Consider the following 22,082-nt stretch of genomic DNA (forward strand, 5'->3'; position numbering starts at 1 on the left):
TTAAGACTAGGATTAGCGGTGTTAGCTTTACAACGTGTTCAGCGGGATCTTCAGATAGCTGACGCCATTCTGTTCGGGTTCAGGGAAGCGTCCGCTACGCATATTTACCTGGACCGAGGGCAGCATCAGCACAGGCATGTCGAGGGTGGCATCGCGGGCTTCGCGCATGGCTACGAACTGCGCTTCGCTGACCCCGGCATGGATATGGATGTTGGATGCACGCTGCTCGCCTACCGTAGTGAAATAGCGCAATTCACGACCGCCAGGCAGGTAGTCGTGACACATGAACAGCAGGGTCTGGTCAGGGAAGGCCAGCAGACGCCGGATCGAACGGAACAGCGTCCGCGCGCTGGCGCCGGGGAAGTCGCAGCGCGCAGTCCCGTAGTCTGGCATGAACAAGGTGTCACCAACGAACAGGACCTGCTCACCAGCCTCTTCTACCAAGTAGCTCAGACAGGCGGGAGTGTGGCCTGGGGTGTGCAGGGCACGGGCATGCAGATTGCCGATACGAAAGCCTTCCTGATCCTCGAACAGAACGTCGAACTGGCTGCCGTCGCGGGCAAAGCCAGGCTCGGCATTGAACAAGGAACCGAAGGTTTTCTGCACCTGGGTGATCTGCGCACCGATACCAGTGTGTCCACCGAGCTTTTCCTTGAGGTACGCCGCTGCAGAAAGGTGATCGGCGTGTACATGGGTTTCGAGAATCCATTGAACCTTCGCCCCCAGCTTTTCGACCCGCTCGATCAAACGGTCGGCAGAAGCGCTGCACGTGCGCCCGGACTTTGGGTCATAGTCCAGCACACTGTCGATCAACGCACATTGGCGGGTCTGCCCATCCATCACCAAGTAGCTGAGCGTCGAGGTCGCCTGGTCATACAGGGCCTCAATGTGAAGGTGGTTGCCGATAATCATTGCACTCTCCCGTGATCCGCCAAGCCTTTGCGGTACCCTGCCAAGCAAGCTCACCTTGCATTGAAGGCTGAAAACGCTCAACCAGCGAAGCTGAACTATAGCGTCAGCGTGCCGGCGATCAAACTGATGCTCAGCAAGGAAACCGGTATGGTCTAGGTGATCATCGCAGTCATGGCCGGTGCGTCAGCGCCCAACTCTGGGCGAAAAGGGATCGAGATATGAGACGCGTTGTTCCACGTGGAACAAAAAAAGGCCAACTGGTGAGGTTGGCCTTTCGCTGGTGCGGGGTTGAATCAGAAGTCCAGATTAGACACCGACAGCGCATTGCTCTCGATGAAGTCACGGCGTGGCTCGACCGCATCTCCCATCAAGGTGTTGAACAGCTGGTCAGCGGCGATGGCATCTTCGATGGTCACCTTCAACATACGGCGCACCGTCGGATCCATCGTGGTTTCCCACAACTGGTCCGGGTTCATCTCACCCAGTCCTTTATATCGTTGGATGGTGTGGCGCTTGGTGCTTTCGTTCATCAGCCAGTCCAGGCCTTCCTTGAACTCAGTGACAGCTTTGCGACGCTCGCCACGCTGCACATAGGCACCTTCACCCAGCAGGGTAGCGAGCTTGGCACCCACTACGACCACCGAACGGTAATCGTTACTACCGAAGAACTCGCGATTGAAGGTCACATAACTGGCCAAGCCATGCGAGGTAACTTCAACCTCCGGCAACCAGATATTGCGTTCTTTGTCTTCGCGCAGGCTAGTAGCGTAGGTCAGCCCGGACTTCTGGCTGCTGTTCAGGCGCTCCTGGAACTTGCTCAGCCAGGCCTGCATGGCGGCGTTATCGGCCAACTGCTCCTGGGTGACTTCCGGCAGATAGATGAAGTGCTCGGTGAGTTCTTGAGGGTACAGGCGCGACAGACGCTTGAGCGTCTTCATCACACTGCGGAACTCATTCACCAGGGCTTCGAGCTGTACGCCGGAAACCGGAGGCGCCGACTCGTCCAGATGCAGGCTGGCGTCTTCGAGGGCCGACTGGGTCATGTACTCTTCCATGGCCTCGTCGTCCTTGATGTACTGCTCCTGCTTACCTTTCTTCACCTTGTACAGTGGCGGCTGGGCAATATAGATGTAGCCGCGCTCGACCAGCTCCGGCAACTGACGGAAGAAGAATGTCAGCAGCAGGGTACGGATGTGCGAACCGTCGACGTCAGCATCGGTCATGATGATGATGTTGTGATAGCGCAGCTTGTCGATGTTGTACTCTTCGCGACCAATACCGCAGCCCAGCGCAGTGATCAGCGTGCCGACCTCCTGCGAAGAGATCATCTTGTCGAAGCGAGCTTTCTCGACGTTGAGAATCTTCCCCTTGAGCGGCAGGATGGCCTGGGTACGACGGTTACGACCTTGCTTGGCCGAGCCACCTGCGGAGTCACCCTCCACCAGGTACAGTTCGGAAAGCGCAGGATCTTTCTCCTGGCAGTCGGCCAATTTGCCTGGCAAACCGGCAATGTCCAAGGCGCCTTTGCGGCGGGTCATCTCACGGGCCTTGCGCGCGGCTTCACGGGCACGGGCAGCGTCGATCATCTTGCCGACCACCGCCTTGGCTTCGTTGGGGTTCTCCAACAGGAAGTCAGCGAAGTACTTGTTCATCTCCTGTTCCACGGCGGTCTTCACCTCCGAGGAAACCAGCTTGTCCTTGGTCTGCGAGCTGAACTTCGGATCGGGTACCTTGACCGAAATGATCGCGGTCAAACCTTCACGGGCGTCATCACCGGTAGTGGCGACCTTGTTCTTCTTGGCCAAGCCTTCCTGTTCGATGTAGCTGTTCAGGCTGCGGGTCAGCGAGGAACGGAAACCGACCAGGTGGGTACCACCGTCGCGCTGTGGAATGTTGTTGGTAAAGCACAGCAGGTTTTCGTTGAAGCTGTCGTTCCATTGCAGCGCGACTTCAACACCTACACCATCGTCACGCTGGACGTTGAAGTGGAAGACCTGAGAGTTGACCGGGGTCTTGTTGGTGTTCAGGTATTCGACGAAGGCACGCAGACCGCCTTCATACTTGAAGAACTCTTCCTTGCCGGAGCGCTCATCCTTAAGCAGGATGCCTACACCGGAGTTCAGGAACGACAGCTCGCGGATACGCTTGGCAAGGATGTCCCAGCTGAAGTGGATGTTCTTGAAGGTTTCAGCCGATGGCTTGAAGTGAATGTGGGTACCGGTGGTTTCACTGTCCCCCACAATCGCCATGGGCGCTTGTGGAACACCGTGGACGTAGGTCTGCTCCCAGATCTTGCCGCTGCGGCGAACGGTCAGTACCAACTGTTCGGACAGGGCGTTCACCACCGACACACCAACACCGTGCAGACCGCCAGACACCTTATAGGAGTTGTCGTCGAACTTACCGCCAGCGTGCAGCACGGTCATGATGACCTCGGCCGCCGATACGCCTTCTTCTTTATGCACGTCGACCGGAATCCCGCGGCCGTTGTCACGCACGCTGATGGATTCGTCCGGGTGGATGATGACAGTGATGTCATCGCAGTGACCGGCCAGGGCCTCGTCGATGGAGTTGTCGACCACCTCGAATACCATGTGGTGCAGGCCGCTGCCGTCATCGGTGTCGCCAATGTACATGCCGGGACGTTTGCGTACGGCATCCAGCCCTTTCAGCACCTTGATGCTGGAGGAGTCGTACGTTTGATTTTCGCTCATGCCTTCACTCCCGATGGTCGTGGGTCTGGGTGATACGGCCCTGTTCCACGTGGAACAAAGCGACTGGCGTTTCCGTTTGCCAGCCTTCCCTCAGAAATTCGTGGTCTACGCAGGTGATGAACACCTGGCAGTTCAATTCTTCAAGCAAGCGGCACAGGGCGCGGCGATGCTGTTCGTCCAACTCTGACGGCAAGTCATCCACCAGATAAATACACTGCCCGCGACGAACTTGGCTCACCAGATGCCCCTGGGCAATGCGCAATGCGCACACCACCAGCTTCTGCTGCCCTCGCGAGAGGATGTCAGCGGCGTTATTCGCACCCAGTCGCAGGCGCAGATCCGCGCGCTGTGGTCCGGCTTGGGTGTGACCCATCTGCTGGTCGCGAAGAAGAGAAGTCGCGAGGACTTCGTTGAGTTCCCGGTCCTTGTCCCAGCCGCGGTAATAGCTCAGGGTCAACCCATCCAGTTCGACCAGCTCGCTCAGGGTTCGCTCGAAGACAGGCTTCAAGGCCTTGATGTAGTTGCGACGGTATTCATCTATTTCCGCACTGGCGAGACATAACTCCCGATCCCAGGCGGCTTGCGAAACAGCGTCAAGTGTACCATGCCGCAGCCATGAGTTCCGCTGCCGCAGGGCCTTCTGCAGGCGTTGCCAGGTTGCCATGAAGCGGGGTTCCACGTGGAACACACCCCAATCGAGGAACTGTCGGCGTACCTTGGGCGCTCCTTCCAACAAGCGAAAACTGTCCGGGTTGATCAACTGCAAAGGCAGCATCTCGGCTAACTGAGCAGCACTGCGCGCATTCTGTCCGTCGATGCGGATAGTGAAATCGCCCTGGCGCTCCCGTGAAACACCTAGGTTGCTGGTGCCGCCTTCTGCCAGTTCGACTTGGCCAAACACGGTGCAAGTGGGCTGCTCGTACTGAATAACCGGGTTCAGCCGGGTACTGCGAAACGAACGCGCAAGACCCAACAGATGCACTGCTTCCAGCACACTGGTTTTGCCACTGCCGTTGGCGCCGTAGAGGATATTGATGCGGGGAGAGGGGGAGAGGGTCACCGGATGCAGGTTACGCACCGCGGTGACCGAAAGCCGTAGAAGGGACATTGGGCCTGCTACGGTTTACAGACGCATCGGCATGACGACGTAAGAGGAGTCATCATTGCCAGCTTCCTGGAGCAACGCGCTGCTGTTAGAGTCCGAGAGAATCAGGCGAACCTGCTCGGTGGTCATCACGCCCAGCACATCCAGCAGGTAACTGACGTTGAAACCGATCTCCAGAGAGCTGCCGTTGTAGTCGACGCTTATCTCTTCTTCTGCCTCTTCCTGCTCAGGGTTGTTGGCCTGGATCTTCAGCTGGCCAGCGGCCAGTTGCAGGCGGATACCACGGTACTTCTCGTTGGACAGGATCGCCGTACGGCTGAACGCTTCACGCAGCGCCTGACGATCGCCGATCACCAGCTTGTCGCCCCCCTTGGGCAGTACGCGCTCGTAGTCTGGGAACTTGCCGTCCACCAGCTTGGAGGTGAAGGTGAACTCACCCGTGGTGGCGCGAATGTGATGCTGGCCCAGTACGATGCTGACCATGCCTTCCGGGTCAGTCAGCAGACGCGCCAGCTCCAGGATACCCTTGCGTGGCACGATGACTTGATGACGATCAGCCTGAGCGATCGGTGCCTGCATCGCGCACAGCGCCAGGCGGTGGCCATCGGTGGCGACTGCGCGCAAGGTGTCGGTGGACACCTCCAGCAGCATGCCGTTGAGGTAGTAGCGCACATCCTGTTGGGCCATGGCGAAGCTGGTGCGTTCGATCAGACGACGCAGCTTGCTCTGCTCCAGGTTGCAGGTCAGAGAACCTGGGCCTTCTTCCACGGTCGGGAAATCATTGGCGGGCAGCGTAGACAGGGTGAAGCGGCTGCGCCCAGCCTTGACCAGCAGTTTCTGCTCATCGAGCTTGATGTCGATCAGCACATCGCTGGGCAGGCTCTTGCAGATGTCCATCAGCTTGCGCGCAGGCACGGTGATCTCGCCCGGCTCGGCGGGCTCTTCCAGTTGAACGCGGCCAACCAGTTCGACTTCCAGGTCGGTACCGGTCAACGACAACTGCTGGCCTTGCACGACCAGCAGGACGTTGGACAGGACCGGCAAGGTCTGGCGGCGCTCGACGACACCTGCGACCAGTTGCAGGGGTTTCAACAGGGCTTCGCGTTGAATGGTGAAATGCATGGTCTAGTCCCTTGCCTTCAATAAGCTGCGCAGACGGCCATCAGGTCGTCAGCGTACGCAGCAGGTTCTTGTAGTCCTCGCGGATGTCCGCGTCGGATTCCTTAAGTTCGTTGATCTTGCGGCAGGCGTGCAGCACGGTGGTGTGGTCGCGGCCACCGAACATGTCGCCGATTTCCGGCAGGCTGTGGTTGGTCAGCTCTTTGGACAATGCCATGGCCACCTGACGCGGGCGCGCTACCGAGCGCGAACGGCGCTTGGACAGCAGGTCGGCAATCTTGATCTTGTAGTACTCAGCCACCGTGCGCTGAATGTTATCCACACTGACCAGCTTGTCCTGCAATGCCAGCAAGTCCTTCAGCGACTCGCGAATCAGCTCGATGGTGATGTCGCGACCCATGAAGTGCGAGTGCGCGATGACCCGCTTCAGGGCCCCTTCGAGTTCACGAACGTTCGAACGAATACGCTGGGCGATGAAGAACGCGGCATCGTGCGGCAGCTCGACCTTGGCCTGGTCGGCCTTCTTCATCAGGATCGCCACACGGGTTTCCAGCTCCGGTGGCTCGACAGCCACGGTCAGGCCCCAGCCGAAGCGCGACTTCAGGCGCTCTTCCAGGCCTTCGATCTCCTTCGGATAGCGGTCGCTGGTCAAGATGACCTGCTGGCCCCCCTCAAGCAACGCGTTGAAGGTGTGGAAAAACTCTTCTTGGGAGCGTTCCTTGCGGGCGAAGAACTGGATGTCATCGATCAACAGCGCATCCACCGAGCGATAGAAGCGTTTGAACTCGTTGATGGCGTTGAGCTGCAACGCCTTGACCATGTCCGCGACGAAGCGCTCCGAATGCAGGTACACCACCTTGGCGTTCGGGTTCTTCTTCAGCAGATGGTTACCCACGGCATGCATCAAGTGGGTCTTACCCAGGCCGACACCGCCATACAGGAACAACGGGTTGTAGCCATGCTTGGGATTATCGGCGACCTGCCACGCAGCAGCACGCGCCAGCTGGTTGGACTTACCCTCGACAAAGGTTTCGAAAGTGAACGTGCGGTTCAGGTAGCTGGTGTGTTTGAGTGCACCTTCAACCTGCACCGTACGCTGCTCGGTTCGACCTGAAGCGGCTGGCGCCGGAGCGGTATCGCTCATGCTGTCGAAGCTGTCCCGGCTGGAGGGTTCTTCGGCCTCCATGACCCGCTCGGCCAGCGGGGCCGCAACCGGTTCGCTTGCTACGACAACCTGGGCGGTTTGCTGGACAGTGGCTTGGGCCAAGGATGCGGCGACTGCGGCGCTGACCGGTGCATTAGGGGCAGCGCGCGGTGCTGAACTGCGACGGCTACCTATTAATAAGGAGAGTGCAGGCGCGATGCCGTTGCCATGTTCACCCAACAGCTCGAGCAGACGGCCCAGGTACTTTTCATTGACCCAGTCGAGTACGAACCGATTAGGCGCGTAGACGCGCAACTCGTCGCCTTCGGCTTCGACCTGTAGCGGACGGATCCAGGTGTTGAATTGCTGGGCAGGCAGTTCATCGCGCAGAAGCTCCACGCACTGCTGCCAAAGTTCCACTGACACGGATATCCCCTGAGTTGAAAGCCGGATGAGGCAAAAACAAACCGCCATTGTACCGGGCGGCGGGTCAGTTATCCACATATCGGGCGGCGCACGGCGGTGTTGAATACGCCAAAAATAGACAGAAATGGCATTTGTACGTATGAATAAGCCCTGTGGATAACCGTACATGAGGGCTATGCACAACCCTGAGGTCAGACCTGTGGATAATTCGGCTGTGGATAAATAGCCTATCGATACACAGCTTTTCCGCATGCGCAGCACAGCGATCACACCTGTTACCGACAAGGTTTTGAATCTCTGTACATAGCGTAAATTAAGGGCTTAGCGTGGTTATCCACAGAAGGTTATCCACTTAAACTCTTTAAGATCTTCAGAAAAGCTTTTTATATGCCTCTTTCTTTTTTCATGTTGAGTATCGGTACGCATGTCAGCAAGCGAAACCTTGAATGGCTCGCTCAACGCTTACTCAAGGAAAGGCTGGTTGGAAATTGACCTATTGGCTTGCTTTCTCTAGAATCGCCGATCTCTTAAAAAGGGGGCCCTTCCGGCCCGTTGTCGACCAACCCAGGTAACACGCCATGAAACGTACTTTCCAACCAAGCACCATCAAGCGCGCCCGCACCCACGGTTTCCGTGCCCGTATGGCTACCAAGAACGGCCGTGCTGTTCTGTCGCGTCGTCGTGCCAAAGGCCGTAAGCGTCTGGCCATTTGATTTTTCGGCACAGGTGGTGAGTCAGGACTTCAGTCGGGAAAAGCGACTGCTTACACCCCGGCATTTCAAAGCGGTCTTCGACTCCCCAACCGGCAAGGTTCCAGGGAAAAACCTGCTTATCCTTGCCCGCGAGAACGGGCTCGATCATCCACGCCTTGGCCTGGTGATCGGCAAGAAGAGCGTCAAGCTCGCCGTTCAACGCAATCGCCTGAAACGCCTGATGCGCGACTCGTTCCGCCTGAACCAGCAATTGTTGGCGGGGCTGGATATCGTGATCGTTGCACGCAAGGGGTTGGGCGAAGTGGAAAACCCAGAATTGCACCAACACTTTGGCAAGCTCTGGAAGCGACTGGTCCGCAGTCGGCCCTCTCCAGCGGTCAATGCCGATCCTGCAGGGGTAGACAGTCACAATGCGTAAACTGGCCCTCGTTCCGATCCAGTTCTACCGTTACGCCATCAGTCCACTGATGGCCAGTCACTGTCGTTTCTATCCCAGCTGCTCCTGTTACGCATACGAAGCCATCGAAAACCATGGCTTGTTGCGTGGTGGGTGGCTGGCCGTTCGTCGCCTGGGGCGTTGTCATCCGTGGAACGACGGCGGTTTCGATCCCGTTCCTCCCGCTCCTTCCTCCCGAACTTCTTCGATAGCCGAGTAATCATGGATATTAAACGCACGATCCTGATCGTCGCCCTGGCAATCGTGTCCTACGTCATGGTCCTCAAGTGGAACCAGGACTATGGCCAGGCTGCCCTGCCGACTCAGAATACTGCTGCCAGCAATGCTGCCCCGGCTCTGCCGGACACCGTGCCGGCCGGCAATTCCGGCGCCAGCGCCGATGTGCCGAGCGCCAATGCTGAATCCAGCCCTGCGGAACTTGCACCGGTTGCGGTCAGCAAGGACCTCATCCGGGTCAAGACCGATGTCCTGGACTTGGCTATCGACCCGGTCGGCGGTGACATCGTCCAGCTGACCCTGCCCAAGTACCCGCGTCGTCAGGACCACCCTGAGATTCCGTTCCAGCTCTTCGATAATGGCGGCGAACGTGTCTACCTGGCGCAGTCCGGCCTGACCGGCAGCAACGGCCCGGATGCCCGCAGCAGCGGCCGTCCGCTTTATGCCGCCGATGCCCGTAGCTTCCAACTGGCCGATGGCCAGGACCAACTGGTCGTCGACCTGAAGTTCAGCGAAAACGGCGTTAACTACATCAAGCGCTTCAGCTTCAAGCGCGGTGAGTACGACCTGACCGTCACCTACCTGATCGACAACCAGAGTGCTCAGGCCTGGAACGGCAACCTGTTTGCCCAACTCAAGCGTGACGCCAGCTCCGATCCTTCGTCGAGCACTGCCACCGGCACCGCCACCTACCTCGGTGCAGCCCTGTGGACAGCTTCCGAGCCGTACAAGAAAGTGTCGATGAAAGACATGGACAAGGGCGGTTTGAAAGAAAATGTGTCTGGCGGTTGGGTCGCGTGGTTGCAGCACTACTTCGTGACCGCATGGATTCCGGCCAAGTCGGACAACAACGCCGTCATGACCCGCAAGGACAGCCAGGGCAACTACATCATCGGCTACACCGGCCCTGCGCTCAGCGTGCCTGCCGGCGGCAAGGCCGAAACCAGCGCCATGCTGTACGCAGGTCCAAAGATCCAGTCCAAGCTCAAGGAGTTGTCCCCAGGCCTGGAACTGACCGTCGACTACGGCTTCCTGTGGTTCATCGCCCAGCCGATCTTCTGGCTGCTGCAACATATCCACAGCCTGCTGGGCAACTGGGGCTGGTCGATCATTGTGCTGACCATGCTCATCAAGGGCCTGTTCTTCCCGCTGTCGGCTGCCAGCTATCGCTCGATGGCGCGCATGCGTGCGGTGGCGCCGAAGCTGGCTCAGCTCAAGGAACGTTTCGGTGACGATCGCCAGAAACTGTCCCAGGCGATGATGGAGCTGTACAAGAAAGAGAAGATCAACCCACTGGGCGGCTGCCTGCCGATCCTGGTACAGATGCCCGTGTTCCTGGCCCTGTACTGGGTACTGCTGGAAAGCGTCGAGATGCGCCAGGCCCCGTGGATGCTGTGGATCACCGACCTGTCGATCAAGGATCCGTTCTTCATCCTGCCGATCATCATGGGCGCGACCATGTTCATCCAGCAGCGCCTGAACCCGACGCCGCCGGATCCGATGCAGGCGAAGGTCATGAAAATGATGCCGATCATCTTCACCTTCTTCTTCCTGTGGTTCCCGGCCGGTCTGGTGCTGTACTGGGTTGTGAACAACTGCCTGTCGATTTCGCAGCAGTGGTTCATCACTCGCCGCATCGAAGCAGCCACGAAAAACGCTGCTGCTTGACGGGCTACTCGACTAGCCTGTGAATAAAACGCCCCCTCGGGGGCGTTTTTGCTATCTGTCGTATCTGTTTAGAGGCTTTGATCATGAGCACTGTGCGTGAAACCATCGCCGCCATCGCCACCGCCCAGGGCCGCGGGGGGGTGGGTATCGTCCGTCTGTCGGGGCCGCTGGCCAGCCAAGCCGGGCAGGCCATCACCGGACGCAGCCTGACACCGCGATACGCGCATTACGGCCCGTTGCGCGACGCCGACGGCCTGGTGCTCGATGAAGGGATCGTACTGTTCTTCCCTGGGCCGAACTCGTTCACCGGCGAAGATGTGCTCGAGCTGCAGGGCCACGGCGGTCCGGTGGTGATGGACATGCTGTTGCAACGCTGTTTGCAGCTCGGTTGCAGGCTGGCCCGTCCGGGTGAGTTCAGCGAACGCGCGTTCCTCAACGACAAGCTCGACCTGGCCCAGGCCGAAGCTATCGCCGACCTCATCGAAGCCAGCTCCACCCAGGCTGCGCGCAATGCCTTGCGCTCGCTGCAGGGGGCCTTCTCCAAGCGTGTACACGGGCTGACCGAGGCGCTGATCGCACTGCGCATCTACGTGGAGGCTGCCATCGACTTCCCCGAGGAGGAGATCGACTTCCTCGCCGATGGCCATGTCCTGGGGATGCTCGATGGGGTGCGCGAAGAGTTGTCCACAGTCCAGCGTGAGGCCGGGCAGGGCGCCTTGCTGCGTGATGGCATGAGCGTGGTGATCGCCGGTCGTCCGAATGCTGGCAAATCCAGCCTGCTCAACCAGTTGGCTGGCCGAGAAGCGGCGATCGTAACCGACATCGCCGGCACCACGCGGGACATCCTGCGTGAACATATCCACATCGATGGCATGCCGCTGCATGTGGTCGACACGGCCGGTCTGCGCGATACCAACGACCATGTGGAAAAAATCGGCGTGCAAAGGGCGCTCAAGGCGATCAGCGAAGCTGATCGTGTGCTGTTGGTGGTGGACTCCACTGCACCGGAGGCCGGTGATCCGTTTGCCTTGTGGCCTGAGTTTCTCGACCAACGGCCAGATCCTGCCAAAGTCACGCTGATTCGCAACAAAGCTGACCTCAGCGGTGAATCGGTAGGCCTGGAGCAGAACGACGATGGTCACGTCACCCTCACCCTCAGTGCGCAGAACAGCGACATGGGCCTGGACCTGCTACGCGATCACCTCAAGGCCTGCATGGGCTATGAACAAACCGCGGAAAGTAGCTTCAGCGCCCGGCGCCGGCATCTTGAGGCGTTACGTCTGGCCAGTGATCACCTGGAGCATGGCAGGGCACAACTGACCTTGGCCGGTGCCGGAGAGCTGTTGGCTGAGGACCTGCGTCAGGCTCAGCAAGCGCTTGGCGAAATTACCGGCGCATTCAGCTCGGACGACCTGCTTGGCCGGATTTTCTCGAGCTTCTGCATCGGCAAGTAGCACGCCTGGCAATTCCAGAAACCGCGCCAGCATGGCGCGGTTTTTTTTCGTCTGTGGAAAACCCAAACCGATACACAGGGCGCCTGCATGCCTGCGAGATCAAAATTCATTTCATCAACAGGAGGCAAATCAAGCTCAGGAGGTCTGTGGAAAACTCGCCCTCAGCTACGTTGATAACAGCGATTTTTTGCTGAGGAAAAACCTGCCTGTGGGTAAGCACTACTTTAATCCACAGGTTAAACGCCGTTATCCAGAGCCCTCAAGCCCCTTAGAGCACAGGGTTATGAATCCATGCAGGGTACATGAATACTGGGCTACACCTAGTTATCCACATGTGGATAGCCGCCTAAGAATAAACATAAAAACAAAGCTTTTATAAATTTTTCTCTTTTGTTTACTTTTGTTCGCCGCTCATCCACAGGCTGGTCAAATTTTGCTCAAAAGGTTTCTTTGAGAGGGGGTAAGTCCCTATACTTGTCCGCTTACCTTCTCTATTCGCAAAAACAGGCACGAGGTGCGTGGTGGATTTCCCTTCCCGTTTTGAAGTGATCGTCATCGGCGGCGGCCATGCCGGTACCGAGGCTGCGCTTGCGTCTGCACGCATGGGGGTTAAAACCCTGCTGCTGACCCATAACGTGGAAACCCTCGGTCACATGAGCTGCAACCCGGCCATCGGTGGCATCGGCAAGAGCCATCTGGTCAAGGAAATCGATGCGCTCGGCGGCGCCATGGCGTTGGCCACCGACAAGAGCGGTATCCAATTCCGTATCCTGAACAACCGTAAAGGGCCGGCCGTGCGCGCCACCCGTGCTCAGGCCGACCGCGCCATCTACAAGGCGGTGGTGCGCGAGATCCTGGAAAACCAGCCGAACCTGTGGATATTCCAGCAGTCCTGCGATGACCTGATCGTCGAGCAGGATCAGGTCAAAGGCGTTGTCACCCAGATGGGCCTGCGCTTCTTCGCCGATTCGGTGGTACTCACCAGCGGTACGTTCCTGGGCGGGCTTATCCACATCGGCCTGCAGAATTACTCCGGCGGTCGTGCCGGTGATCCTCCCGCCAATGCCTTGGCCAACCGCATGCGTGAACTACCGCTGCGCGTCGGCCGTTTGAAAACCGGTACCCCACCGCGCATCGATGGCCGCTCGGTGGATTTCTCGGTCATGTCCGAACAGCCCGGCGATACCCCGATCCCGGTGATGTCGTTCATGGGCAATGCGCAAATGCACCCGCGTCAGGTGAGCTGCTGGATAACTCACACCAACGCGCGCACGCACGAGATCATCGCGTCGAACCTGGATCGCTCGCCGATGTACTCCGGGGTGATCGAAGGCGTCGGTCCGCGTTACTGCCCGTCGATCGAAGACAAGATCCACCGCTTCGCCGACAAGGAAAGCCATCAGGTGTTCATCGAGCCGGAAGGCCTGACCACCCATGAGCTGTATCCCAATGGCATCTCCACTTCGCTGCCATTCGATGTGCAGTTGCAGATCGTCCGTTCGATCCGAGGCATGGAGAATGCGCATATCGTGCGTCCCGGCTACGCCATCGAATACGACTACTTCGACCCACGTGACCTGAAGTACAGCCTCGAAACCAAAGTCATCGCCGGCCTGTTCTTCGCCGGCCAGATCAACGGCACCACCGGCTACGAAGAAGCCGGTGCCCAGGGCCTGTTGGCCGGGACCAACGCTGCGCTGCGCGCGCAGGGTCGGGAAAGCTGGTGCCCACGCCGCGACGAGGCGTACATCGGTGTGCTGGTGGACGACTTGATCACCCTGGGTACCCAGGAGCCGTACCGCATGTTCACCTCGCGTGCCGAATACCGACTGATCCTGCGCGAAGACAACGCCGACCTGCGCCTGACCGAGAAAGGCCGCGAACTGGGCCTGATCGACGACGCGCGTTGGGCGGCCTTCTGCGCCAAGCGCGAAGGGATCGAGCGCGAAGAGCAGCGCCTGAAGAGCACTTGGGTACGCCCGGGTACCGATCTGGGACAAGCCATTGTGGATAAGTTCGGCACGCCACTGGCCCACGAATACAGCCTGCTCAACCTGCTGGCCCGCCCGGAAATCGACTACGCAGGGCTGGTCGAGGCGACCGGCGCTGCGCAGGTCGATCCACAGGTCGCCGAGCAGGTCGAGATCAAGACCAAGTACGCCGGTTACATCGACCGTCAGCAGGAAGAGATTGCCCGCCTGCGTGCCAGCGAAGACACACGCCTGCCTGTGGATATCGACTACACCACGATCTCCGGCCTGTCCAAGGAGATCCAAGGCAAGCTCGAACAGACCCGCCCTGAAACACTGGGCCAGGCGTCGCGTATTCCCGGCGTAACCCCTGCGGCGATTTCGTTGTTGCTGATTCACTTGAAAAAACGCGGCGCAGGCCGCGAATTGGAGCAAAGCGCTTGAGTTCCCTGGTCACCCCGCAACACGCTGAAGAGTTGTCCACAGGTGCGCGCCAGCTCGGTGTCGAGCTGAGCGCGCAGCAGCACGCGCTGCTGCTGGGCTACCTGGCCCTGTTGATCAAATGGAACAAGGCTTACAACCTCACCGCCGTGCGCGATCCTGACGAGATGGTCTCGCGGCATTTGCTCGACAGCCTCAGCGTCATGCCGTTTATCCACAGCGACACTCAGCGTTGGCTGGATGTCGGCAGTGGCGGCGGCATGCCGGGTATTCCCCTGGCAATCCTGCACCCGCACAAGCAGGTCACGGTGCTCGACAGCAATGGCAAGAAAACCCGCTTCCTCACGCAAGTGAAGATGGAACTGAAACTGGACAACCTCACGGTTATCCACAGTCGCGTCGAAGAGGTACAGCCCGAGCAGCCGTTTTGCGGAATCATTTCGCGTGCCTTCAGCAGCATGGAGAATTTCACCAACTGGACCCGCCACCTGGGTGACGCCCGCACGCAATGGCTTGCAATGAAGGGGCTGCATCCTGCCGACGAACTGGTAGCATTGCCCGCAGACTTCACAGTGGAAAGCGAGCAGGCCCTGACCGTTCCAGGTTGCCAGGGCCAGCGCCATCTGCTGATACTGCGCCGCAAGGCATGACTGGGAACACACGCAACAATGGCTAAGGTATTCGCAATCGCGAACCAGAAAGGTGGTGTAGGCAAGACCACCACCTGTATCAATCTCGCCGCATCGCTGGCCGCGACCAAGCGTCGCGTGCTGCTGATCGACCTCGATCCACAGGGCAACGCCACCATGGGTAGCGGTGTGGATAAGCATGAGCTCGAGCATTCGGTGTACGACCTGCTGATCGGGGAATGCGACCTGGCCCAGGCCATGCAGTACTCCGAGCACGGCCATTTCCAGCTGCTGCCGGCCAACCGCGACCTGACGGCGGCCGAAGTGGTGCTGCTGGAAATGCAAATGAAGGAGAGCCGCCTGCGCAATGCTCTGGCGCCGATCCGCGACAACTACGACTACATCCTCATCGACTGTCCACCGTCGCTGTCGATGCTCACCCTCAACGCTTTGGTCGCATCCGACGGCGTGATCATCCCGATGCAGTGCGAGTACTACGCACTTGAAGGGTTGAGCGACCTTGTGGATAACATCAAGCGCATCGCAGCCCGGCTGAACCCGGAGTTGAAGATCGAAGGCCTGCTGCGGACCATGTACGACCCGCGCCTGAGCCTGAACAACGATGTTTCGGCACAGCTCAAGGAGCACTTCGGCGACCAGCTTTACGATACGGTCATCCCGCGCAACATTCGCCTGGCTGAGGCGCCAAGCTTCGGCATGCCGGCCCTGGCCTATGACAAGCAGTCGCGTGGCGCACTGGCGTATCTAGCCCTGGCCGGGGAACTGGTGCGTCGCCAGCGCCGCCCATCACGCACTGCACAAACAACTTAAGGAATCCGCATGGCCATCAAGAAACGCGGTCTCGGACGTGGGTTGGATGCTCTGCTCAGTGGTCCTTCCGTCAGCACTCTCGAAGCGCAGGCGGTCAAGATCGACCAGAAAGAACTGCAACAACTGCCGGTCGAGCTGATCCAGCGCGGCAAGTATCAACCACGTCGCGACATGGATCCGCAGGCGCTCGAAGAGCTGGCGCACTCGATCCGCAGCCACGGCGTCATGCAGCCGATCGTGGTCCGCCCGATTGGCGACAACCGTTACGAGATCATCGCGGGTGAACGTCGCTGGCGCGCGACCCAGCAGGCCGGGCTGGACAGCATCCCGGCGATGGTTCGCGAAGTGCCCGATGAAGCAGCCATCGCGATGGCGCTGATCGAGAACATCCAGCGCGAGGACCTCAACCCACTCGAGGAAGCCCTCGCCCTGCAGCGCTTGCAACAGGAGTTCGAGCTGACCCAGCAGCAAGTGGCCGATGCCGTGGGCAAGTCGCGGGTGACCGTGGCCAACCTGCTGCGTCTGATCACGCTGCCCGAGGCGATCAAGACCATGCTCGCCCACGGCGATCTGGAGATGGGTCATGCACGTGCCTTGCTCGGCCTGGAGGAGGATCGCCAGGAAGAGGGGGCGCGTCATGTTGTCGCACGTGGGCTCACCGTGCGCCAAACTGAGGCACTGGTGCGCCAGTGGCTGAGTGGCAAACCTGAGCCGGTCGAGCCGAGCAAAACTGATCCGGATATCGCACGCCTCGAACAGCGTCTGGCAGAGCGCCTGGGCTCTGCGGTGCAAATCCGCCATGGCAACAAGGGTAAAGGTCAGCTGGTCATTCGCTACAACTCGCTGGACGAGTTACAGGGCGTGCTCGCTCACATCCGCTGAAACAATTCCCGTTGTAGCGCGCAGTCGGAAATCACTACCCAATAGTTGAATAGGGGTTAATCCACCCCTATACTCTGCGCGCATTTTGTCGGCACAAATTATGCCAAGTCGTTACTGACTAGGCGGTCGACTTTCGAGGAGCAGTTTTGATGGAAATACGCACGCCAAACCGCCTGCCTTTCCATCGCTGGGCGGTTTTTCCGGTACTGCTGGCTCAATTTGTCGTCCTGCTGCTGGCAACGTTGGTGTTGTGGCAGTGGAAAGGGGCGGTCAGTGGATATTCAGGCCTCTGTGGAGGGCTGATCGCCTGGCTACCCAACGTGTATTTCGCCTGGAAGGCTTTTCGCTTCAGCGGAGCCCGGGCGGCGCAGGCCATCGTCAAGTCGTTCTACGCAGGCGAGGCAGGCAAGATGATTTTGACGGCAGTGCTGTTTGCACTGACCTTTGCAGGAGTGAAGCCATTGGCGCCGTTGGCAGTATTCGGCGTCTTCGTGCTGACCCTTTTGGTCAGCTGGTTCGCGCCCCTGCTGATGAATAAAAGACTTTCGAGACCTTAGGGCGTTTGAGGCAACCATGGCAGCAGAAACCGCTTCGGGCTATATCCAGCACCACTTGCAGAACCTGACCTACGGTCAACTACCAGACGGCAGCTGGGGCTTGGCCCATTCGGCTGCAGAAGCCAAGGCAATGGGCTTCTGGGCGTTCCACCTGGACACCCTGGGCTGGTCCGTTGCGATGGGTCTGATCTTCCTGTTCATCTTCCGCATGGTGGCCAAGAAGGCTACCTCCGGGCAGCCTGGCGCCCTGCAGAACTTCGTCGAAGTGCTGGTGGACTTCGTCCATGGCAGCGTGAAGGACTCCTTCCACGGCCGCAGCGCGGTGATCGCCCCGCTGGCGCTGACCATCTTCGCCTGGGTGTTCCTGATGAACGCCATCGACCTGGTTCCGGTCGACTGGTTGCCGTGGGCTGCACAGAAGCTGTCGGGCAATGAGCACATCTTCTTCCGTGCCGTGCCGACCACTGATCCGAACGCGACCTTGGGCATGGCCCTGAGCGTGTTCGCACTGATCATCTTCTACAGCATCAAGATCAAGGGCCTCGGCGGCTTCATCGGCGAACTGACCCTGCACCCGTTTGGTAGCAAGAACCTGTTCGTTCAGGCGCTGCTGATCCCGGTGAACTTCCTGCTGGAATTCGTCACCCTGATCGCCAAGCCAATCTCCCTGGCACTGCGTCTGTTCGGCAACATGTATGCCGGCGAGCTGGTGTTCATCCTGATTGCCGTGATGTTCGGCGCCGGCATCCTGTGGCTCAGCGGCCTGGGTGTGGTGCTGCAGTGGGCGTGGGCGGTGTTCCACATTCTGATCATCACCCTGCAAGCCTTCATCTTCATGATGCTTACCATCGTCTACCTGTCGATGGCTCATGAAGATAACCATTAAGACCGCCTGGCGTGTCTGATAGCCTTCCCGCCAGTTGCGGGGGAAGGCTTTATAAAGTCCGCAAGGGCAAGCTGTACCAAACGATTTGTTTTACCGCTTCAAACTAAAAACCTAACCAATACGACGTAAAAGTCGGGAGGAAAGATGGAAACTGTAGTTGGTCTGACCGCTATCGCTGTTGCTCTGCTGATCGGCCTGGGTGCTCTGGGTACCGCCATTGGTTTCGGCCTGCTGGGCGGCAAGTTCCTGGAAGGCGCTGCTCGTCAGCCAGAAATGGTTCCGATGCTGCAGGTCAAAATGTTCATCGTTGCCGGTCTGCTCGACGCCGTAACCATGATCGGTGTTGGTATTGCTCTGTTCTTCACCTTCGCGAATCCCTTCGTTGGTCAGATCGCCGGCTAATCACTCGTTTCTACGAGTTGATTGGTGTGATGGACAAAGACCGAGCGAGGTGTTGGCGTGAACATTAATGCAACCCTGATTGGCCAAACCGTTGCTTTCGCTATTTTTGTGTTCTTCTGCATGAAGTATGTATGGCCTCCGGTCATCACTGCTCTGCAAGAGCGCCAAAAGAAGATTGCCGACGGCTTGGACGCTGCCAACCGCGCAGCTCGCGACCTGGAGCTGGCCCAAGAGAAAGCGGGTCAGCAACTGCGTGAAGCGAAGGCACAGGCAGCCGAAATCATTGAGCAAAGCAAGAAACGCGCTGCTCAGCTTGTCGAGGAAGCCCGTGAACAGGCTCGCGTCGAAGCTGACCGTGTGAAGGCTCAGGCTCAAGCCGAGATCGAACAGGAAATTAACAGCGTCAAAGACGCCCTGCGTGCCCAAGTGGGTGCCCTGGCCGTTGGCGGTGCTGAAAAGATCCTTGGCGCCACAATCGATCAAAACGCGCATGCGGAGCTGGTTAACAAACTGGCCGCTGAAATTTAAGCGAGGGCGATCATGGCAGAACTGACCACGTTGGCCCGACCTTACGCTAAGGCTGCCTTTGAGCATGCCCAGGCCCATCAGCAACTGGCCAATTGGTCAGCCATGCTCGGCCTGGCTGCTGCGGTGTCGCAAGACGGCACCATGCAGCGCCTGCTCAAGGCCCCGCAACTGACTAGCGCAGACAAGGCCGCCGCATTCATTGAAGTGTGCGGTGACAAGTTCGACGCTCAGGCACAGAATTTCATTCATGTTGCCGCGGAAAACGACCGTCTCCTGCTTCTGCCGGAGATTGCCGCTCTGTTCGACCTGTACAAGGCCGAGCAAGAGAAATCCGTGGACGTGGAAGTCACCAGTGCTTTTGCGTTGAACCAAGAACAGCAAGACAAACTCGCCAAGGTTCTCAGTGCACGGCTCAGCCGGGAAGTGCGCCTGCACGCGTCGGAGGATGCCAGCCTGATCGGCGGCGTCGTCATCCGCGCCGGCGACCTGGTAATCGATGGCTCGGTTCGCGGCAAAATCGCGAAACTGGCCGAAGCATTGAAATCTTGAGTTTGAAGGGGCAGCAGAGCAATGCAGCAACTCAATCCTTCCGAAATTAGTGAAATCATCAAGGGTCGCATCGAGAAACTCGATGTCGGCTCCCAAGCCCGCAACGAAGGTACCGTCGTAAGCGTTTCCGACGGTATCGTGCGGATCCACGGTCTGGCCGACGTCATGTACGGCGAAATGATCGAGTTCCCGGGCGGCGTCTACGGTATGGCACTGAACCTGGAGCAAGACTCCGTGGGTGCAGTTGTCCTGGGTGCCTACACCACCCTGGCCGAAGGCATGAGCGCCAAGTGCACCGGTCGTATCCTGGAAGTTCCAGTCGGCAAAGGCCTGCTGGGCCGCGTCGTCGACGCTCTGGGTAACCCGATCGATGGCAAGGGTCCTCTGGCCACTACCGAAACCGACGCGGTCGAAAAGGTCGCTCCGGGCGTCATCTGGCGTAAATCGGTAGACCAGCCTGTACAGACTGGCTACAAGTCGGTCGACGCCATGATTCCGGTTGGCCGTGGCCAGCGCGAGCTGATCATCGGTGACCGTCAGATCGGTAAGACCGCCATGGCGGTCGACGCGATCATCAACCAGAAAAACAGCGGCATCTTCTGCGTATACGTGGCCGTTGGCCAGAAGCAGTCGACCATCGCCAACGTTGTTCGCAAGCTGGAAGAAGCCGGCGCCCTGGCCAACACCATCGTGGTTGCCGCCAGCGCCTCGGAATCCGCCGCACTGCAGTTCCTGGCCCCGTACGCCGGCTGCACCATGGGCGAGTTCTTCCGTGACCGCGGTGAAGACGCACTGATCGTTTACGACGACCTGTCCAAGCAGGCTGTTGCCTACCGTCAGATCTCCCTGCTGCTGCGCCGTCCACCAGGACGCGAAGCGTACCCAGGCGACGTGTTCTATCTCCACTCCCGTCTGCTGGAGCGTGCATCGCGCGTTTCGGAAGAGTACGTCGAGAAGTTCACCAACGGTGCTGTTACCGGCAAGACTGGCTCGCTGACCGCGCTGCCGATCATCGAAACCCAGGCTGGCGACGTTTCTGCGTTCGTTCCGACCAACGTGATCTCGATCACCGACGGTCAGATCTTCCTGGAATCGGCCATGTTCAACTCGGGTATCCGTCCTGCAGTGAACGCCGGTGTTTCGGTATCCCGCGTTGGTGGTGCCGCTCAGACCAAGATCATCAAGAAGCTGTCCGGTGGTATTCGTACCGCTCTGGCTCAGTACCGTGAACTGGCTGCATTCGCCCAGTTCGCTTCCGATCTGGACGAAGCGACCCGCAAGCAGCTGGAGCATGGTCAGCGCGTTACCGAGCTGATGAAGCAGAAGCAGTACGCGCCAATGTCGATCGCTGACATGGCCCTGTCGCTGTACGCCGCTGAGCGTGGTTTCCTGACTGACGTAGAAGTCTCCAAGGTCGGCAGCTTCGAGCAAGCGCTGATCGCCTTCTTCAACCGTGATCACGCCGAACTGATGGCCAAGATCAACGTGAAGGGTGACTTCAACGACGAAATCGACGCTGGCATGAAAGCCGGTATCGAGAAGTTCAAGGCCACCCAGACCTGGTAAGCCGCAGCGGGGGCTGCGGCCCCCGCTTGCTAACCTGATAGGTGATACATGGCAGGCGCAAAAGAGATTCGCAGTAAGATTGCGAGCATCAAAAGCACGCAAAAAATTACCAGCGCCATGGAGAAAGTGGCGGTCAGCAAAATGCGCAAGGCACAACTGCGCATGGCTGCTAGCCGTCCTTACGCGGAGCGTATCCGCCAGGTGATAGGTCATCTGGCCAACGCCAACCCGGAATACCGCCACCCGTTCATGATCGAGCGCCCTGTAAAGCGCGCCGGTTATATCGTGGTGACGAGTGACCGTGGTCTGTGCGGTGGCTTGAACACCAACCTGTTCAAGGCCCTGGTCAAGGACATGAACGAAAACCGCGAACAGGGCGTGGAAATCGACCTGTGCGTGATCGGCAGCAAGGGTGCGACTTTCTTCCGCATCTTTGGCGGCAACGTCGTAGCCGCGATCAGCCACCTGGGCGAAGAGCCATCGATCAACGACTTGATCGGCTCCGTCAAAGTGATGCTGGACGCCTACCTGGACGGCCGTATCGATCGCCTCTCGGTGGTTTCGAACAAGTTCATCAACACCATGACCCAAAAACCGACGGTAGAGCAGTTGGTACCGTTGGTGGCAACCCCGGATCAGGAACTCAAGCACCACTGGGACTACCTGTACGAACCCGACGCAAAAGAGCTGCTGGACGGCTTGATGGTGCGTTACGTGGAGTCGCAGGTTTACCAGGCGGTGGTCGAGAACAACGCTGCTGAACAAGCAGCCCGGATGATCGCCATGAAGAACGCCACAGACAACGCCGGTGACCTGATCAGCGAACTCCAGCTGATCTACAACAAGGCGCGTCAGGCTGCGATCACCCAGGAGATCTCGGAAATCGTCGGCGGCGCTGCCGCGGTTTAACGGT

21 protein-coding genes are annotated in these 22,082 nt (G+C 58.9%); 16 read left to right on the top strand and 5 right to left on the bottom strand.

Annotated elements, in window-relative coordinates:
• Positions 1 to 27: 27 nt before the first annotated feature.
• The 5 genes from ACNFIC_RS08345 to dnaA all read right to left on the bottom strand — a co-directional run bounded on the left by ACNFIC_RS08345 (position 28) and on the right by dnaA (position 7,420).
• A complete protein-coding gene (locus ACNFIC_RS08345) occupies positions 28 to 912 on the bottom strand; it encodes an MBL fold metallo-hydrolase (RefSeq protein ID WP_416780738.1) in 885 nt (294 codons plus the stop codon).
• A 293-nt stretch (positions 913 to 1,205) separates the two neighbouring features.
• Positions 1,206 to 3,626 carry a DNA topoisomerase (ATP-hydrolyzing) subunit B gene (gene gyrB / locus ACNFIC_RS08350; RefSeq protein WP_138220794.1) on the bottom strand — a complete coding sequence of 807 codons (2,421 nt, stop codon included), beginning with the start codon at positions 3,624 to 3,626 and terminating at the stop codon, positions 1,206 to 1,208.
• 4 nt (positions 3,627 to 3,630) lie between these two features.
• Positions 3,631 to 4,734 carry a DNA replication/repair protein RecF gene (gene recF, locus ACNFIC_RS08355; protein WP_138220793.1) on the bottom strand — a complete coding sequence of 368 codons (1,104 nt, stop codon included), beginning with the start codon at positions 4,732 to 4,734 and terminating at the stop codon, positions 3,631 to 3,633.
• A gap of 15 nt (positions 4,735 to 4,749) precedes the next feature.
• Positions 4,750 to 5,853: a DNA polymerase III subunit beta gene (gene dnaN, locus ACNFIC_RS08360; RefSeq protein ID WP_138220792.1), complete on the bottom strand. Its 1,104-nt coding sequence runs from the start codon at positions 5,851 to 5,853 to the stop codon at positions 4,750 to 4,752.
• Positions 5,854 to 5,893: 40 nt separating this feature from the next.
• Positions 5,894 to 7,420: a chromosomal replication initiator protein DnaA gene (dnaA, locus tag ACNFIC_RS08365; RefSeq protein ID WP_138220791.1), complete on the bottom strand. Its 1,527-nt coding sequence runs from the start codon at positions 7,418 to 7,420 to the stop codon at positions 5,894 to 5,896.
• Positions 7,421 to 7,998: 578 nt separating this feature from the next.
• Between dnaA and rpmH the strand changes: the two genes are divergently transcribed.
• The 16 genes from rpmH (at position 7,999) to atpG (ending at position 22,078) form a co-directional block, all read left to right on the top strand.
• Positions 7,999 to 8,133, top strand: coding sequence for a 50S ribosomal protein L34 (gene rpmH, locus ACNFIC_RS08370; protein ID WP_003253163.1), 135 nt, complete (start codon positions 7,999 to 8,001; stop codon positions 8,131 to 8,133).
• Positions 8,134 to 8,146: 13 nt separating this feature from the next.
• The gene (gene rnpA, locus ACNFIC_RS08375) at positions 8,147 to 8,551 is read left to right on the top strand and encodes a ribonuclease P protein component (protein WP_138220811.1); all 405 of its coding nucleotides are present in this window, start codon (positions 8,147 to 8,149) and stop codon (positions 8,549 to 8,551) included.
• The gene (yidD, locus tag ACNFIC_RS08380; RefSeq protein ID WP_011536514.1) at positions 8,544 to 8,789 is read left to right on the top strand and encodes a membrane protein insertion efficiency factor YidD; all 246 of its coding nucleotides are present in this window, start codon (positions 8,544 to 8,546) and stop codon (positions 8,787 to 8,789) included. Before rnpA ends, yidD begins: the two co-directional genes overlap by 8 nt.
• A gap of 2 nt (positions 8,790 to 8,791) precedes the next feature.
• Complete coding sequence (gene yidC, locus ACNFIC_RS08385) at positions 8,792 to 10,474, top strand: membrane protein insertase YidC (protein WP_416780742.1); 1,683 nt, start codon at positions 8,792 to 8,794, stop codon at positions 10,472 to 10,474.
• An 83-nt stretch (positions 10,475 to 10,557) separates the two neighbouring features.
• The gene (gene mnmE, locus ACNFIC_RS08390; RefSeq protein ID WP_138220789.1) at positions 10,558 to 11,928 is read left to right on the top strand and encodes a tRNA uridine-5-carboxymethylaminomethyl(34) synthesis GTPase MnmE; all 1,371 of its coding nucleotides are present in this window, start codon (positions 10,558 to 10,560) and stop codon (positions 11,926 to 11,928) included.
• 521 nt (positions 11,929 to 12,449) lie between these two features.
• Positions 12,450 to 14,342 carry a tRNA uridine-5-carboxymethylaminomethyl(34) synthesis enzyme MnmG gene (gene mnmG / locus ACNFIC_RS08395; protein WP_138220788.1) on the top strand — a complete coding sequence of 631 codons (1,893 nt, stop codon included), beginning with the start codon at positions 12,450 to 12,452 and terminating at the stop codon, positions 14,340 to 14,342.
• Positions 14,339 to 14,989, top strand: coding sequence for a 16S rRNA (guanine(527)-N(7))-methyltransferase RsmG (gene rsmG / locus ACNFIC_RS08400; RefSeq protein ID WP_138220787.1), 651 nt, complete (start codon positions 14,339 to 14,341; stop codon positions 14,987 to 14,989). Before mnmG ends, rsmG begins: the two co-directional genes overlap by 4 nt.
• 18 nt (positions 14,990 to 15,007) lie before the next feature.
• The gene (locus ACNFIC_RS08405; protein WP_138220786.1) at positions 15,008 to 15,799 is read left to right on the top strand and encodes a ParA family protein; all 792 of its coding nucleotides are present in this window, start codon (positions 15,008 to 15,010) and stop codon (positions 15,797 to 15,799) included.
• Positions 15,800 to 15,808: 9 nt separating this feature from the next.
• Positions 15,809 to 16,681 carry a ParB/RepB/Spo0J family partition protein gene (locus tag ACNFIC_RS08410; protein ID WP_138220785.1) on the top strand — a complete coding sequence of 291 codons (873 nt, stop codon included), beginning with the start codon at positions 15,809 to 15,811 and terminating at the stop codon, positions 16,679 to 16,681.
• Positions 16,682 to 16,830: 149 nt separating this feature from the next.
• Positions 16,831 to 17,238 (top strand): F0F1 ATP synthase subunit I, encoded by a 408-nt coding sequence (locus ACNFIC_RS08415; RefSeq protein WP_008092225.1) that lies wholly within the window; start codon positions 16,831 to 16,833, stop codon positions 17,236 to 17,238.
• A gap of 16 nt (positions 17,239 to 17,254) precedes the next feature.
• Complete coding sequence (atpB, locus tag ACNFIC_RS08420; RefSeq protein WP_138220783.1) at positions 17,255 to 18,124, top strand: F0F1 ATP synthase subunit A; 870 nt, start codon at positions 17,255 to 17,257, stop codon at positions 18,122 to 18,124.
• A 144-nt stretch (positions 18,125 to 18,268) separates the two neighbouring features.
• Positions 18,269 to 18,526: a F0F1 ATP synthase subunit C gene (atpE, locus tag ACNFIC_RS08425; protein ID WP_003097235.1), complete on the top strand. Its 258-nt coding sequence runs from the start codon at positions 18,269 to 18,271 to the stop codon at positions 18,524 to 18,526.
• 57 nt (positions 18,527 to 18,583) lie between these two features.
• On the top strand, positions 18,584 to 19,054 hold the full coding sequence (locus tag ACNFIC_RS08430) for a F0F1 ATP synthase subunit B (RefSeq protein WP_138220782.1): 471 nt from the start codon (positions 18,584 to 18,586) through the stop codon (positions 19,052 to 19,054).
• Between the two features lie 12 nt (positions 19,055 to 19,066).
• Positions 19,067 to 19,603, top strand: coding sequence for a F0F1 ATP synthase subunit delta (locus ACNFIC_RS08435; protein WP_138220781.1), 537 nt, complete (start codon positions 19,067 to 19,069; stop codon positions 19,601 to 19,603).
• A gap of 21 nt (positions 19,604 to 19,624) precedes the next feature.
• Entirely contained in the window at positions 19,625 to 21,169 is a 1,545-nt protein-coding gene (gene atpA, locus ACNFIC_RS08440) for a F0F1 ATP synthase subunit alpha (protein ID WP_138220780.1), read from the top strand.
• 48 nt (positions 21,170 to 21,217) lie between these two features.
• Positions 21,218 to 22,078, top strand: coding sequence for a F0F1 ATP synthase subunit gamma (gene atpG, locus ACNFIC_RS08445; protein WP_138220779.1), 861 nt, complete (start codon positions 21,218 to 21,220; stop codon positions 22,076 to 22,078).
• Positions 22,079 to 22,082: the final 4 nt, after the last annotated feature.

Source organism: Pseudomonas sp. NY15463 (assembly GCF_048068415.1).
GTDB classification, from domain to species: Bacteria; Pseudomonadota; Gammaproteobacteria; order Pseudomonadales; family Pseudomonadaceae; genus Aquipseudomonas; species Aquipseudomonas mosselii_C.

Excerpts from the sequence above, each read along its gene's own strand:
- ACNFIC_RS08345 (WP_416780738.1), bottom strand. The coding sequence starts at position 912 with ATGATTATCGGCAACCACCTTCACATTGAGGCCCTGTATGACCAGGCG.
- gyrB (WP_138220794.1), bottom strand. The coding sequence starts at position 3,626 with ATGAGCGAAAATCAAACGTACGACTCCTCCAGCATCAAGGTGCTGAAA.
- recF (WP_138220793.1), bottom strand. The coding sequence starts at position 4,734 with ATGTCCCTTCTACGGCTTTCGGTCACCGCGGTGCGTAACCTGCATCCG.
- dnaN (WP_138220792.1), bottom strand. The coding sequence starts at position 5,853 with ATGCATTTCACCATTCAACGCGAAGCCCTGTTGAAACCCCTGCAACTG.
- rpmH (WP_003253163.1), top strand. The coding sequence starts at position 7,999 with ATGAAACGTACTTTCCAACCAAGCACCATCAAGCGCGCCCGCACCCAC.
- yidD (WP_011536514.1), top strand. The coding sequence starts at position 8,544 with ATGCGTAAACTGGCCCTCGTTCCGATCCAGTTCTACCGTTACGCCATC.
- yidC (WP_416780742.1), top strand. The coding sequence starts at position 8,792 with ATGGATATTAAACGCACGATCCTGATCGTCGCCCTGGCAATCGTGTCC.
- mnmE (WP_138220789.1), top strand. The coding sequence starts at position 10,558 with ATGAGCACTGTGCGTGAAACCATCGCCGCCATCGCCACCGCCCAGGGC.
- ACNFIC_RS08405 (WP_138220786.1), top strand. The coding sequence starts at position 15,008 with ATGGCTAAGGTATTCGCAATCGCGAACCAGAAAGGTGGTGTAGGCAAG.
- ACNFIC_RS08410 (WP_138220785.1), top strand. The coding sequence starts at position 15,809 with ATGGCCATCAAGAAACGCGGTCTCGGACGTGGGTTGGATGCTCTGCTC.
- ACNFIC_RS08415 (WP_008092225.1), top strand. The coding sequence starts at position 16,831 with ATGGAAATACGCACGCCAAACCGCCTGCCTTTCCATCGCTGGGCGGTT.
- atpB (WP_138220783.1), top strand. The coding sequence starts at position 17,255 with ATGGCAGCAGAAACCGCTTCGGGCTATATCCAGCACCACTTGCAGAAC.
- atpE (WP_003097235.1), top strand. The coding sequence starts at position 18,269 with ATGGAAACTGTAGTTGGTCTGACCGCTATCGCTGTTGCTCTGCTGATC.
- ACNFIC_RS08435 (WP_138220781.1), top strand. The coding sequence starts at position 19,067 with ATGGCAGAACTGACCACGTTGGCCCGACCTTACGCTAAGGCTGCCTTT.
- atpA (WP_138220780.1), top strand. The coding sequence starts at position 19,625 with ATGCAGCAACTCAATCCTTCCGAAATTAGTGAAATCATCAAGGGTCGC.
- atpG (WP_138220779.1), top strand. The coding sequence starts at position 21,218 with ATGGCAGGCGCAAAAGAGATTCGCAGTAAGATTGCGAGCATCAAAAGC.